At 37.8% G+C, this 14200-nt stretch carries 9 protein-coding genes; 1 reads left to right on the top strand and 8 read right to left on the bottom strand.

Annotation, left to right across the window (positions count from 1 at the left end; translation table 11 throughout):
- Positions 1-306 precede the first annotated feature (306 nt).
- Positions 307-4296 (top strand): magnesium chelatase subunit H, encoded by a 3990-nt coding sequence (locus tag P3F56_RS02220; protein ID WP_281153185.1) that lies wholly within the window; start codon positions 307-309, stop codon positions 4294-4296.
- A gap of 1578 nt (positions 4297-5874) precedes the next feature.
- On the opposite strand, the gene P3F56_RS02215 is transcribed toward P3F56_RS02220, so the two are convergent.
- The 8 genes from P3F56_RS02215 to P3F56_RS02180 all read right to left on the bottom strand — a co-directional run bounded on the left by P3F56_RS02215 (position 5875) and on the right by P3F56_RS02180 (position 14043).
- Positions 5875-7251 (bottom strand): MFS transporter, encoded by a 1377-nt coding sequence (locus P3F56_RS02215; protein ID WP_281153184.1) that lies wholly within the window; start codon positions 7249-7251, stop codon positions 5875-5877.
- A 127-nt stretch (positions 7252-7378) separates the two neighbouring features.
- Entirely contained in the window at positions 7379-8224 is an 846-nt protein-coding gene (gene recO, locus P3F56_RS02210) for a DNA repair protein RecO (protein ID WP_281153183.1), read from the bottom strand.
- A gap of 19 nt (positions 8225-8243) precedes the next feature.
- Positions 8244-8924 (bottom strand): deoxyribose-phosphate aldolase, encoded by a 681-nt coding sequence (gene deoC / locus P3F56_RS02205; protein ID WP_281153182.1) that lies wholly within the window; start codon positions 8922-8924, stop codon positions 8244-8246.
- Positions 8925-9872: 948 nt separating this feature from the next.
- On the bottom strand, positions 9873-10817 hold the full coding sequence (locus P3F56_RS02200) for a F0F1 ATP synthase subunit gamma (RefSeq protein ID WP_281153181.1): 945 nt from the start codon (positions 10815-10817) through the stop codon (positions 9873-9875).
- Between the two features lie 94 nt (positions 10818-10911).
- On the bottom strand, positions 10912-12423 hold the full coding sequence (atpA, locus tag P3F56_RS02195; protein ID WP_281153180.1) for a F0F1 ATP synthase subunit alpha: 1512 nt from the start codon (positions 12421-12423) through the stop codon (positions 10912-10914).
- A 53-nt stretch (positions 12424-12476) separates the two neighbouring features.
- Positions 12477-13034, bottom strand: a complete 558-nt coding sequence (atpH, locus tag P3F56_RS02190) for an ATP synthase F1 subunit delta (protein ID WP_281153179.1) — start codon at positions 13032-13034, stop codon at positions 12477-12479.
- 3 nt (positions 13035-13037) lie between these two features.
- On the bottom strand, positions 13038-13574 hold the full coding sequence (locus P3F56_RS02185) for a F0F1 ATP synthase subunit B (RefSeq protein WP_281153178.1): 537 nt from the start codon (positions 13572-13574) through the stop codon (positions 13038-13040).
- A 37-nt stretch (positions 13575-13611) separates the two neighbouring features.
- On the bottom strand, positions 13612-14043 hold the full coding sequence (locus P3F56_RS02180) for a F0F1 ATP synthase subunit B' (protein WP_281153177.1): 432 nt from the start codon (positions 14041-14043) through the stop codon (positions 13612-13614).
- Positions 14044-14200: the final 157 nt, after the last annotated feature.

The raw sequence follows: 14200 nt of genomic DNA, 5'->3' as shown, positions 1-14200 counted from the left end.
TTCGATCACCATCATAGCAATGATGGCATCTGATGTGGGCATATTTAGTAAATAATAAATTCGTCAATAAATATGAAATTAATTTTGATGAACAAGAAAAAGAGAAACGATTATCGTTAGTATGTCAATTTTTGTAAAGGATCATGGAATAATTCTTTACAAATTATGTCAAATACTCGAGAAATTGCTAATTTGATAGCTATTTTTTGGTAAAAACACATATAGGGTCCTGTCAAATTTTTTGCTGACTCTGATTAAGGGTTTACAGCGTTTAGACCATCATAAAATGAAGGAGTACTGTAATAGATGTTTACTCGTGTAAAGTCCACCATTCGCCATATCGTTCCAGAGGCAATTAATGGTCGTTCTTTGTTGAAGGTGGTCTATGTCGTTTTAGAACCACAGTATCAAAGTTCCCTTTCGGCAGCTGTTGAAGCAATCAATAAAAATAACCCTAAATTAGCGATAGAAATTAGTGGTTATTTAATTGAAGAACTGAGAAATCCTGAGAACTATGAAGAATTTAAGCGTGAAATGGCAGATACCAACTTATTTATTGCTTCTTTAATTTTTATTGAAGACTTAGCGGATAAAGTTGTAGACGCGGTGGAACCCCATCGGGATAATTTAGATGCCGTAGTGGTCTTCCCCTCTATGCCCCGGGTAATGCGCTTAAACAAATTAGGCAGCTTTTCTATGGCCCAGTTGGGACAGTCTAAGAATGCAATCGCCCAATTTATGCGGAAGCGAAAGGAAAATTCCGGCGCAGGGTTCCAAGATGCTATGTTAAAACTATTGCGGACTTTGCCTCAAATTTTGAAGTATCTTCCAGTTGACAAAGCTCAAGATGCTCGCAATTTTATGTTAAGTTTCCAATATTGGTTGGGGGGATCACCAGAAAATTTAGAGAATTTTTTGGTGATGTTGGCCCATAAATATTCCTATCCAGGTCTTCTCGAAGATAAGGTTGTTAACTATCAGGATCCGGTGGTCTATCCTGACATGGGAATTTGGCATCCTTTATCGATGGAAATGTTTAAGGACGTCCCTTCTTATTTAAAATGGTTCAATAGTCGCATCGATATTTCTGATAGCCTAAAAGATCCTTCAGCCCCCTGTATTGGATTGATTTTACAACGGACTCATCTGGTAACTGGGGATGATGCTCATTATGTAGCTACAGTGCAGGAATTAGAAGCTATGGGAGCGCGGGTGCTTCCTGTGTTTGCAGGAGGGTTAGACTTTTCTAAACCAGTGGATGCTTATTTCTTAAATTACAGTAAAGGAGGAGAAACAATTTCTATTGTCGACGCAGTAGTTTCTTTGACAGGTTTTGCCCTCGTTGGAGGTCCAGCCCGTCAAGACCATCCAAAAGCAATTGAATCATTAAAACGCCTTAACTGTCCCTATATGTGTGCGTTGCCCCTTGTGTTTCAAACCACCCAAGAATGGGAAGAAAGTGATCTGGGATTACATCCTGTCCAAGTAGCATTGCAAATAGCTATTCCTGAATTAGACGGAGCGATCGAACCTATTATTCTCTCAGGACGGGACGGAAATACAGGAAGAGCAATTGCACTGCAAGATCGTACCGAAGCAGTTGCCCAACGAGCGATAAAATGGGCTAATCTACGGAAAAAACCTAAACTGGAGAAAAGGGTAGCTATTACTGTGTTTAGTTTTCCACCTGATAAGGGGAACGTAGGTACCGCCGCATATCTGAATGTCTTTGGGTCTATTTATGAAGTAATGACCGCATTGAAAGGCAATGGTTACGGGGTAGAAGATTTACCTGACTCTCCTAAGGCATTGATGAACGCAGTGCTTCACGATGCACAAGCAGAATATACCTCACCGGAGTTAAATATAGCCTATCGGATGTCCGTTGAACAATACGAACAGTTAACTCCTTATTCAGTTAGGTTAGAGAAAAACTGGGGTCTTCCTCCTGGACATTTAAACAGTGACGGACAGAATTTATTAATTTATGGAAAACAGTTTGGTAACGTTTTTATTGGAGTTCAACCAACTTTTGGTTATGAGGGAGATCCTATGCGGTTACTCTTTTCAAGATCCGCTAGTCCTCATCATGGATTTGCAGCTTATTACACTTATTTAAACCAAGTTTGGAAAGCGGACGCAGTATTGCATTTTGGAACCCATGGATCGTTGGAATTTATGCCAGGAAAACAGATGGGAATGTCAGGAGAATGTTATCCAGATACTCTCATTGGTATGATTCCTAATCTGTATTATTATGCGGCGAATAATCCTAGTGAAGCAACTATTGCTAAACGTCGTAGTTATGCAGAAACCATATCTTATTTAACTCCTCCTGCTGAAAATGCGGGGTTATACAGAGGGTTAAAAGAATTAAGTGAGTTAATTAGTTCTTATCAAACCCTCAAAGATAGTGGTAGAGGAATTGCCATTGTTAATACCATCATGGATAAATGTCGCTTAGTAAATTTGGATCAAGATATTGAATTACCTGATACTGATGCTAAAGACATGACATCAGAACAACGTGATAATATTGTCGGTTATACCTATCGCAAATTGATAGAAATTGAGTCCCGTTTATTACCATGTGGACTTCATATCATTGGCAAACCTCCCACCGCAGAAGAAGCGATTGCCACTTTAGTCAATATTGCTTCTTTGGATCGTAAAGAAGAAGCAATTATCTCTTTACCTCGCATTATTGCTAACACTTTAGGACGGGATATTGAGGAAATTTATCAAAACGGTGACCGCGGTATTTTAGAAGACGTTGAATTGCTACAAGAAATTATTCTTGCTACCCGTAAAGCAGTTACTTCTTTAGTTCAAGCGCAAGTAAATGCAGATGGACGAATTTCCTTTGTTTCTAAACTAAGTTTCTTTAAAATGAGTAGAAAAGTTCCTTGGGTAGAAACCTTACATCAATTAGGATATAAAAATGTCGATCAAGAAGCGTTAAAATCTCTATTTGAATATCTAGCATTTTGTTTAGAAAAGGTTTGTGCTAATAATGAATTAGAAGGATTACTTAAAGCATTAGAAGGGGAATATGTCTTACCTGGCCCCGGGGGAGATCCTATTCGTAACCCAAACGTTTTGCCCACAGGCAAAAACATTCATGCGTTGGATCCCCAATCGATTCCTACCTTAGAAGCAATTAGATCCGCTAAAATAGTTGTAGATAAGTTATTAGCACGTCAAAAAAATGAAAATGGAGGAAATTATCCCGAAACTATCGCCTGTGTATTATGGGGAACCGATAATATCAAAACTTACGGTGAATCCCTCGCACAAATCATGTGGATGGTAGGAGTTAAACCTGTTCCAGATGCGTTAGGAAGAGTCAATAAATTGGAGTTAATTACCCTCGAAGAATTAGGACGACCTCGTATTGACGTAGTGGTTAACTGTTCTGGTGTTTTTCGTGACTTATTTATTAACCAAATGAATTTATTGGATCAAGCAGTTAAAATAGCAGCAGAAGCAAACGAACCTATTGAAACAAACTACGTTCGTAAACACGCTTTAGAGCAAGCAGACAAACTGGGAATTAACCTCCGCCAAGCAGCAACCCGTATATTTTCTAATGCTTCTGGTTCCTATTCTTCTAATATAAACTTAGCGGTAGAAAATAGCAGTTGGGAAGAGGAAAAAGAGTTGCAGAATATGTACCTAAACCGGAAAGGTTTTGCGTTTGACTCTGATAACCCAGGAGTAATGAAAGATAACCGTAAGATATTTGAATGTGCGTTAAAAACTGCTGATGTTACTTTTCAGAACTTAGATTCATCGGAAATAAGTTTAACGGATGTTTCACATTATTTTGATTCTGATCCAACAAAAATTGTCTCCAGTTTACGGGAAGATGGCAAAAAACCTGCTTCATATATTGCAGATACAACCACTGCTAATGCACAAGTTCGCACCCTATCCGAAACTATCCGTTTAGACACACGGACTAAGTTATTAAACCCTAAATGGTACGAAGGAATGTTATCTCATGGTTATGAAGGAGTCAGGGAAGTTTCTAAGCGTTTAGTTAATACAATGGGATGGTCTGCAACTGCTGATGCAGTAGACAATTGGGTTTATGAAAATGTGAATTCAATTTTCATTGGAGACAAGAAAATGTGTAAACGTCTGATGAATTTAAACCCTAATTCTTTTCGTAAAATAGTATCTACCTTGTTAGAAGTAAATGGACGAGGTTACTGGGAAACTCCAGCAGAAAACTTAGAAAGGTTACAAAATTTATATCAGGAGGTTGAAGACAAAATTGAAGGAGTAGACTGAGTTTTAATAACTTACATTCTTGAGGAGATGTTTAATCATACAAGCATTTTCTCTTATATTAGACATTTTTAATTATACAAAGATTTATCAAAATTATCTAAAGTTAGTTTTAGATGTTTGAATAACTTTTTTACTTACTTTTTAAAAACTCTCAATTATTTAACTTTCCAAAACTTGACTAAAAAGGACAGGATTATATACTAAATAATTTATATTTTTTTATTAATTATGAATTAATTCCATCCATATATTTTTATATTTTACTTAATTGCTTTAGTGTCTACATTTCCCAAATATAAATTATTGGTCTCAAAACTTAAATTAAGAATATTTATTGTCAAATTTATTATTTCTGCCGGAATGATGTTAACTTTGTTTTTTCCAAAATTTTACCAGATTAATTTTTTGTGTTCTTCTTTCATAAGAAATTAACTCAGTTTTCTTCTTATTTAAAATTCCACTGTATTAAATTACAACAAATAGTATGTTACTTTCACTATTCTTTCTAATGTAGAATCTATCCTAAAGACAGATAGAATAAATACTTAACTTGATTTTTTACTACTATTAAAGATTTTCTATAAAAATTAAATAATTGCGACTCTTATCGACTCAGTATGATGAATGAATAGACAATAAGTTTGTATAAGCCTTATAAAGAGGTAATTGAAAAAATACTTCTTTATGCTTAAATAGCAGCGGATAGTTTTAATGTTATTAAACATAATTAAGGGGAAGTTAGATTTTTTAAAAAAGTCTCACATAAGGGAAGTAAAAAAAATAAAAATAAAAGAAAAAAAGATAAATAACTAACTACCATAACCCATAGTAGTTAGTTATCTAGAAAAAGAAAATCTAACTTAAGTTAATTTATTGTTACTGATACAGAATTTACTGTAAAAATAAGTAAAAAATAAAACACAATAAAGAGTCGCAAAATATTTTTTAAAAAAATAAAAAATGTCTTAAATATTCTATTTCAATTTTTATGTTTGATTTCTAACTTACTACGTTATATCCCTCAAGGATAAACTTTCAAAAAAATTACTTTTTTCTAAAAGTAAAAGATATATTTATTAAATAAAAAACTATGGGGGATGTAAAATGGTTAATATAGTACAAATGAGCCTTAATTTAATTTGTCTAAACTTATAGATAATTTTATCAAATTTGTCAATATAATCGAGATTTACAATTTAAAATAAATATCAAAGGGGATTCAATTCATCTACCTTTAAAGGAGAGACGGACAACTGTAATATTTAATTTTCTGATCAACTTTAAGCATAAGTCTTCTAAATAAGTCAGATAAAAGTGAAATGATTTTCTATCGTAACAACGTTGAATACTTTCTACTTTACCTCTTTATTTTGTGATTAAATTGCTTTTTATTAGTTATAAATTAAAACCTTTATAACTAATAAAAAGTTAAAGAGTATATAAAAAATAAAACAAAATTATGATAGCTGATTAATTTTAAGAATAGAAAAATTTAAATTTATTGATAGGAGAAATGAGTAGAAATATTAGATAGTCTAAATACATTCTTAGAAAGAAGTAACAATTAATTTTTTATTACTAGGTCCCATTTTTTCCTATATTCGTTGTGAGAATTACTCCTGCGACTGCTAATCCAGCTAAAGCAAGTAAGACAGGTTTTAAACCCACTAAAGTTTCTGCAATACCAGCTAAAGCTAAAGGTAAAGACAAAGCAATATTAACCGCATTATTTTGTAAACCAAACACCTTACCCCTCATGTCAACAGGCGTTTCCGATTGAATCATAGTTTGCATCGGAACTCCGACAAAAGCTGCAAATAACCCTAAAAATGTGGTCATCAACAGGGTTAACCATAGACTATCTATAGATAAGGATAACCCCACCAAGGAAACTGCCATTCCCAACGATCCCCACAATCCTAATTGGTTTTTACGAAACTGTTGACCCCAGTTGCCCAAAATACCCGCTCCAAAAGCCATTCCCAAGCCTCCAAAAGCTAACAAAAAGCCGAATTGTTCAGCTTTTAATCCCGGAATTGTTTCAGCCATCCTGACAGCCAATACCGACAAGGCGGCAAAAATAGAAAAGAGAATTACCAGTTGGATTAAAGCATTACGAACTCGATGATTATTATTAAGATAATGAAGACCATCACGAATATCGTTAAATATATGGGGGCGTTCTTTTTCGTAGTGTTCTCGCTTTTCTCCTGTCCTTAAAAAGATTAAAATAAAACCCGCTAACAGATAAGATAAGGCAACAACTAAAGATTTACCGAATTCCCAAGACAATCCCACGAACTTAGCTAACGTTGCAGCCAATTCTAATAAAGGATCTCCAATGGCAAACCCGATAATAGTCATAGCCATCATGGTAGTAGTGAAGAGGGAATTAGCCGAAAGCAGATGACGGCGTTCAACAATCAAGGGAATAGTAACTTGTTCTGCTGGGGCAAAAAATTGAGTAATAGTTGAATCTACAAAGGTTAACGTTAGTATGAAGAAAAATCCCAAAGGAACAAAAAAGTTATCTTGAACTTGGAATTGCCACTGTCGTAACCAGAGAGGAAGCCAAGAAACAGGTAACGCTAAGGTTTGATCTTGGGATAACCAGATTAGGGGAGAAATGACAAAAACTAATGCTCCTCGTACAAAATTAGAGATAACTAACACCCCTTTTTTTGACCACCGATCTACATAAACCCCAGCCAAGGAACCGAACAAAACCGCCGGAATAGTAAAAGCAATCATAATCGCCGATACCCAACCACTAATAGGTTGATTGTCTCCTTGAAAGTGACCAGCAATTAAGGAAATCATCAAGACCAGATAAACTTTGTCAGCTAATTGAGAGAAAATTTGTCCAACCCAAAGCGTTAAAAAACGCTGGTTCTGCAGAATAGGGACAAATCCCTGACTTATTGGTGGCTTAGAGGGGGCAGATTGGCGATCCATAGAGTTAGGTGGGGAATCTTGGGGAGAGAAAATGGCATAGGTTAAGGCTTAGAAATAGGGGTTTTACTTGGCTTGATTGTGAGGATAGCAATTATTTTTGTAGTTAATCACACAATTCCATTAAACCTTAAAACTCTAACGGAGATAAAGGATCGATGAGATCGGCTGAACGAAAAGATTTCCCTAAGTGATATTGAGCATAATTACGTAACAGATGTTCAATGTGAACCCAAGCTAGGGATAGGAAATCATTGAGATACTCTGGAGGTAATATTTTTCGTGGTTGCGGGAGATAAGGATGGCCTAATCGTTGCAAAAGACTTAATTCTACGGCATTTAGTTGTTGATTAATTAAAGACCGGGTAATTTTAGGGAATTCTTGTTGAGTTGATAAAGAAGATTCGGGAATTGCCAATTTGATCAAACCTCCTTCTTCAAAACTAAACCCTACTCGCCAATGAGGATTATTAAAGTTGGCTGACAAAGTTTCACTAGTCAAACAACAAGTGTGAACTTGAGGACTAATTCCCGCGATCACCAAGATATGAAACACCCCTTGGGCTAAATGACTATGTAAACTTTGACCAGATGAGATTTCTTCGAGGCGGTGTAAATGTTCGTTGAGGAGTTCGTAAAGTTCTCGTTGAGGTTGTTCATATAAAGCTATAGATAACACCAATTCAGCTAAATACTGACTAGCAGCCATTTTACCTAAATCTCCACTCAATCTGGGGTAAGATTTTAAGGTGTCGGCTTGGATGATTCGATCAAGTGATCGCCCCTTAACTATTAACAAATCATTAACTACAAATAATTCACTACGTCCGCTTAGTCTTGATGTATATTTCCTCGCCCCTGGAACCACTGCCCCAATTAAACCAAATTCTGGTGAAAGAATTTTTACTAAACGATCAGCCTCCCCAAAAGGTGTTCGTTTTAAAATAATCCCTGTAGTTTTATAAATTCGACTCATTAGATTGTGTCAAAATCCCCTAAATGTTTTGGACTAGTCCACGTTGTTGTTTCACTAAGTCGACTCCATGAGAAGTTCCCAAACGAGTTGCCCCTGCTTCGATTAGGGCTAAAGCTTGTTCCAGAGTCCGAATCCCCCCAGAAGCTTTAATACCTACTCGTCCCTTAGCCAGTTGGTTAAGATAACTTACATCGGCGACTGTTGCGCCTCCAAACCATCCGGTACTAGTTTTTAAATAAGTTGCCCCTCCATCCATACAAATTTCGGCAGCGAGTCGTTTTTCTGTATCCGTTAACAAATTAGTTTCGAGAATAACTTTAACCGTTTGTTTTGTTTCTGCACAAATTTCGGCAATTTCCTGATAAATTTTGTCAGAAAGTCCAGTTTTTAACCATCCCAAATTGATTACCACATCGAGCTCCGTTGCTCCATTGTCTACTGCCTCTTTGGCCTCATAAAGCTTAACAGCTGAGGTGGTTGCCCCTGTGGGAAAGCCAATCACTGTACAAACTTGGGATTGCTTACCTTGAAGTAATTCGGTCGCTTTACGTACCATCGAGGGATATACACAAACAGTGGGAAAGCCAAATTGATTAGCCTGTTGACAATACTGTTCTACTTCTTGCGCAATCGCTGTAGGACTAAGTAAACTATGGTCAATATAACTGGCAATGTCAATTTCTGAATTTACTACAGTCATAATTGTTTTTCTCTTAGAACTATTCCCTTATCTTATATTGTATATTGTGACGTGAATTCCCTTACCCAAATCCAAGATTATATTTGAGACTTCTGAATTTGTTGGGAGTTGCAGGTAAGAAGTGATGAATATTATCCCTAGCCGTATTAAACTTCCAAAATTAAGTGTCGCTAGTCCCTGACGAGAGTGTCTATCCGACTTAGTTCTTTGCATTTATTTAATGTGTTGATGTCACTAATTATTATTAGTTCAGTCACATTCGCAAGTCTGATTCTCAAGATGAAGAGGTAATCTATCTACTTAATTTATACAGCTGTTTTAGGTCTTATAACTGGGGAAGAATCTATCAATTTCAATGTAAGTCTTTTATTTCATATTTTAAGTATGGCAGCGAACGTTACTCAACTACTATCACTAATAGTGTTAAATTAGTTTTAGTTTCTTTTAATGTCTTTTACGTCGTTTTTTCTACAGCAATCACTGAGTTTTTATTTACTATACAACGGGATAGCTTGCGCAGAAAATCTACTTTACATCTAGAAATTGCGGAATGGACTTTAGCAACTAGGTTTCTTTCTAGCTTTTAACGAGTATTACCTTTTTTGTGCTTGCAAAATAGCTCTTTTTACTGTATTCATTTTTCTCTTTTGTTAAAGACATATTGGGCGGACCACAATAGACTTAAAGCCACAACTTGTTATCGATAAGCACTCAGAAGAAACATTACTTAGCATCCAAAGGTTTTAGCTAGTACTTGCTTTGGCTCAGTATCGAGGTCAATTCTATAGTGATATTTCCTATATATTATTGTCAACCTATATAACCGATACTACTTAGCACTAAGATAGATAGGATATCAAAGGTGTTTTCTCTTATATTTAAAGAACGAGCGTCTAGAAAAATTTCTAAACGCCCGAAAGATTATTGAACTGTTCTGATAATTAATTCCTACAAAGCATTAGCACCGGCAACCACTTCCATGAGCTGTTGAGTAATTGCTGCTTGACGCGCTTTGTTGTAAGATAAAGTGAGGCTGCCGATTAACTGGCCAGCATTTTCGCTCGCATTACTCATCGCCGTCATCCTAGCTGCTAATTCACTCGCTGATGCTTCTTGCAATCCCCTGAGTAATTGGTTGTTGATGTACAGAGGTAATAAAGAATCAAGAATTTGCAGGGGATCCTGTTCAAAGATCATATCTTGAGGGAAGTTTTCGTGCTCTTGAACAATAGTTTCCCTTTCTATGCTTAATCTCCCTTCACGGGTAATCAAGCGGAATATTTCGTCATCTTCAACTTCCAATCCCTGAAGAGTCAAAGGTAACAAGGTTTGAATCACGGGGCGAGAACTGATCAAAGAGACAAAACGAGTATAAATTAACTCCACTCGGTCAACCGTTTCTGATAAAAACAGAGATAGTAACTCGTCAGCAATAGATCCAGTTTCATCGGCAGTGGGAATTTGATTTAATCCCGTATACTTGCTTACAATGGGAGCCCCGCGACGAGAAAAATATTGAGTTGCTTTACGTCCAATGGTGATGAAACAATAATCAAGTCCTTGAGCTTCTAATTCTTTTTGGCGTTGTTCCGCACGACGAATCAGATAAGAGTTATAGCCACCACATAACCCCCGATCACCTGAAACAACAACCATAGCTACAGTTTTGACCTGTCTTTGTTGCAATAGGGGTAAACTTACATCCCCATACTTAAGACGGTTAAGCAAATTATAAAGAACATTGGCTAAATTATCAGCAAAGGGACGAGTAGACATTACCTGTTCTTGAGCGCGGCGAACCTTAGCAGCGGCTACCAGACGCATGGCCTCGGTAATCTTTTTTGTATTTTTGACGGATTCAATCCGATCACGGATAGCTTTGAGGTTAGGCATATTTTTTTTTGGATCAATTATTCATAAGGGGTCGTGGGTGGTTAGCCTTCCTTCTAGTTTGTCAGGAAATGACTAACCACTAACTTATGGTAAATTACGCTGCAAAGGCCTGTTTATATTCCTCAATAGCTTCTTTGAGGAGGCTTTCTGCTTCATCGGTAAGTTGTTTCTCAGCTCCAATGATCTCAGTAAATTTGGCTTTACTGGTGTTGATATAGTTCCGTAGTCCCGTGGTAAATTTAGTCACCTTTTCCACAGCAACTTCATCAAGATAGCCATTTAACCCTGCATAGGAAATTGCTACCTGTTCCCACACTGCTAAGGGGGAATTTTCAGGTTGCTTCAATACTTGACGTAACCGTTGACCCCGTGATAGTTGAGCCTGAGTAGCGGCATCTAAGTCAGAGGCAAACTGGGAGAACGCTTCCAATTCGGCAAATTGTGCTAATTCTAGCTTCAATTTACCAGCAACCTTCTTCATGGCCTTAGTCTGAGCCGCAGATCCCACCCTACTTACCGAAATACCTGCGTTGATAGCTGGACGGAAACCTGCGTTAAACAAGTCACTAGAAAGGAAAATCTGTCCGTCAGTAATGGAAATTACGTTGGTAGGAATGTAAGCAGAAACGTCACCTGCTTGGGTTTCAATCACGGGTAACGCTGTCATACTACCCCCACCGAGCTTATCGCTAAGTTTTGCAGCGCGTTCTAATAAGCGAGAGTGAATATAGAACACATCTCCAGGATAAGCTTCCCGACCAGGAGGACGTTTTAGTAACAAAGATAACTGACGGTAAGCTTGAGCTTGTTTGGAGAGGTCATCGTAAATGATAAGGGTAGCCTTACCCTTATACATAAAGTATTCAGCGAGGGTGGCTCCTGTATAGGGAGCAAGATACTGTAATGTGGCTGGAGCATTTGCGTTAGCGGCAACGACGATAGTATAGTCCATCGCACCATTGTCTTCGAGGGTTCTTATAACCTGGGCGACAGTAGACGCTTTTTGTCCAATCGCTACATAGACACAGATTACGTCCTCGGACTTCTGATTAATGATGGTATCAATCGCAATTGCCGTTTTTCCCGTTTTGCGATCACCGATAATTAATTCCCGTTGTCCCCGTCCCACAGGAATCATCGCATCAATCGCTGTAATCCCTGTTTGCATAGGTTCACAAACAGATTTACGAGCAACAATCCCCGGGGCCATTGATTCGATTAAACCAGTTTCCGAAGTATTGATGTCCCCTTTACCATCAATAGGACGACCTAGGGAATCAACTACCCGTCCTATCATTGCTTCCCCTACGGGAACTTGGGCAATTTTTCCGGTAGCTTTAACGGTACTCCCTTCTTGGATATCAAGACCGGTTCCCATTAAGACGGCCCCAACATTATCTTCTTCAAGGTTGAGAGCGATTCCGATAGTTCCATCTTCAAATTCAAGAAGTTCTCCAGCCATGGCTTGTTCTAAGCCATAAATACGGGCAGTTCCATCTCCTACTTGAAGCACTGTTCCCACGTTAGAAACCGTTACAGTTTGATCGTAGGATTCAATTTGCTGGCGAATAATGCTGCTAATTTCGTCGGGTCTGATGCTAACCATAGTTAAATTGTTCTAGAAGTCGAATGGATACAATGAAACACAAATGAAATGGACTAAGCGATACCGCCTAAGCTAAGACTGACACGGCGTAGTTGTCCCCGAAGGCTGGCATCGAAGACTTGAGACCCTACTTTAATAGTGACACCCCCAATTAAGTCAGGATCAATTCTCGTTTTAATTTCCACGCCTTGCGCACCAGTAAGTTCTCTAATTTTGTTGGCTACAGACTCACTTTGTTCGTTGCTCAATGCTTTGGCTGATGTAACTTCGGCTAAAACGGTATTGGTCAATTTCCGCAATAGGGTAAGATATTGCTGGCAAATTTTTTTAAGGAAGATAATCCGCCGTTTATCTACCAACAACATAATAAAGTTGAGTAGATAAAGATTAGCCCCTTCTCCCATGATCTGTCTCAAAACAGTTTTTTTATCCGTTTCTTTGATCACTGGAGAGGCAATAAATTCTTCCAAATCAGGGGACTCTTCTAATAAAGCAACTAAAGACCGGCATTCTTCCCCAAATGCATCGGCGAGATTGTCGCTCAAAGCCACTGACATTAACGCCTGAGCGTAAGGTTCAGCAATCGCAGTACTGATGAGGGAACCTTTCATTAATTAACCTCCTAATTGAGCGATACTACGGTCAATTAGGAGGTATTGCATATCCTCATTGACCTGTTCTTTGAGTTGCCTTTCCGCTTGATTGATGGCCATTTGAGCAATTTGCTTTTTCAATTGAGCAATGACTCGTTCTTGTTCATTACTAAGATCAGCTGCCGCTGTTTCTTTCAGACGTTCCACATCTTGCCTACTTTTTTCAGCAATTTCGTTGACCAGAGTGGCAGCTCTGTCTTTAGCTCTTTGACAGATTCGTTCAGCTTCAGCTTGAGCTTGTGTTAATTTTTGCTGTTCCTCTCCCAAAGCAGTGGCTGCTTTGCGTTGGCGTTCCTCAGCTTCTTGAATAGCATTAGCAATCTGCAATCGCCGCTCATTTAGGATTTTCCCCAAAACTTTGCTGCCGTAGAATACCAACAACCCAATGAGAATAGCAAGGTTAAGAAAGTTCGTTTCTAGAAGGTTAAAATCTAAGCCGAACCCGCCTTTACTGGCCTCATGGGCTTCTGTAGCTAATATAAAAAAAGAATCGAGCATACGTATTTTGCTAGTGAAAACTCAATCGATGGTAGATTTAATTTACAAATTCAGGCCCTAGAAGTTTCTCTAGAATTTGATGGCTTAAAATATCAACCTGTTGTTCTAGAACACCCAGTGCTTCTTGACGTTGTCGGGTGATTTCTTGAGCGACTTTCTCTTTTTCCTCTTGGGCTTCTCGTTGAGCTTTAGCTAAAGCTTTAGCTGCAATTTTTTGTGCTTCAGCTTGAGCTTGCGCGATTACTTCTTGAGACCGCTTACGCGCATCAGCAAGCTGCGCTTCATATTCTAGGGCCAATTCCTTAGCTTTAGCTAGACGCTTTTTTTCATCAGTCTCTTTCTGACGAATATAATCTGCTCGCTCGTCTAATGCCTTATTCAAAGGTTTGTAAAAAATACCATTGAGGAGAACTGCTAAGAGAACAAATTGCAAAGCCATTAAAGGCATAGTTGCATCAAAATCAAACATTTTTTACGGTTCCCATTGATGTTTCAGTCAAAACAAAAAAGATCCAAGCAGCTAACGTATCTTTGGTTGGTATGGTAGAGAAATCAGTAGAGACGAGACAATGATTGAAGTCACAAGTGGCCAAGTTAATACAAACTCTTTTTGATTTACCACACCC

The organism is cyanobacterium endosymbiont of Epithemia clementina EcSB (genome assembly GCF_029919255.1).
Taxonomy (GTDB): Bacteria; Cyanobacteriota; Cyanobacteriia; order Cyanobacteriales; family Microcystaceae; genus Rippkaea.
Note: the sequence above shows the minus strand (reverse complement) of the source record. Positions and strands in the feature narration are given on the sequence as shown.

What these genes read in the sequence shown, in the direction of transcription:
- P3F56_RS02220 (WP_281153185.1), top strand. Translation starts at nt 307, where the DNA reads ATGTTTACTCGTGTAAAGTCCACCATTCGCCATATCGTTCCAGAGGCA.
- P3F56_RS02215 (WP_281153184.1), bottom strand. Translation starts at nt 7,251, where the DNA reads ATGGATCGCCAATCTGCCCCCTCTAAGCCACCAATAAGTCAGGGATTT.
- recO (WP_281153183.1), bottom strand. Translation starts at nt 8,224, where the DNA reads ATGAGTCGAATTTATAAAACTACAGGGATTATTTTAAAACGAACACCT.
- deoC (WP_281153182.1), bottom strand. Translation starts at nt 8,924, where the DNA reads ATGACTGTAGTAAATTCAGAAATTGACATTGCCAGTTATATTGACCAT.
- P3F56_RS02200 (WP_281153181.1), bottom strand. Translation starts at nt 10,817, where the DNA reads ATGCCTAACCTCAAAGCTATCCGTGATCGGATTGAATCCGTCAAAAAT.
- atpA (WP_281153180.1), bottom strand. Translation starts at nt 12,423, where the DNA reads ATGGTTAGCATCAGACCCGACGAAATTAGCAGCATTATTCGCCAGCAA.
- atpH (WP_281153179.1), bottom strand. Translation starts at nt 13,034, where the DNA reads ATGAAAGGTTCCCTCATCAGTACTGCGATTGCTGAACCTTACGCTCAG.
- P3F56_RS02185 (WP_281153178.1), bottom strand. Translation starts at nt 13,574, where the DNA reads ATGCTCGATTCTTTTTTTATATTAGCTACAGAAGCCCATGAGGCCAGT.
- P3F56_RS02180 (WP_281153177.1), bottom strand. Translation starts at nt 14,043, where the DNA reads ATGTTTGATTTTGATGCAACTATGCCTTTAATGGCTTTGCAATTTGTT.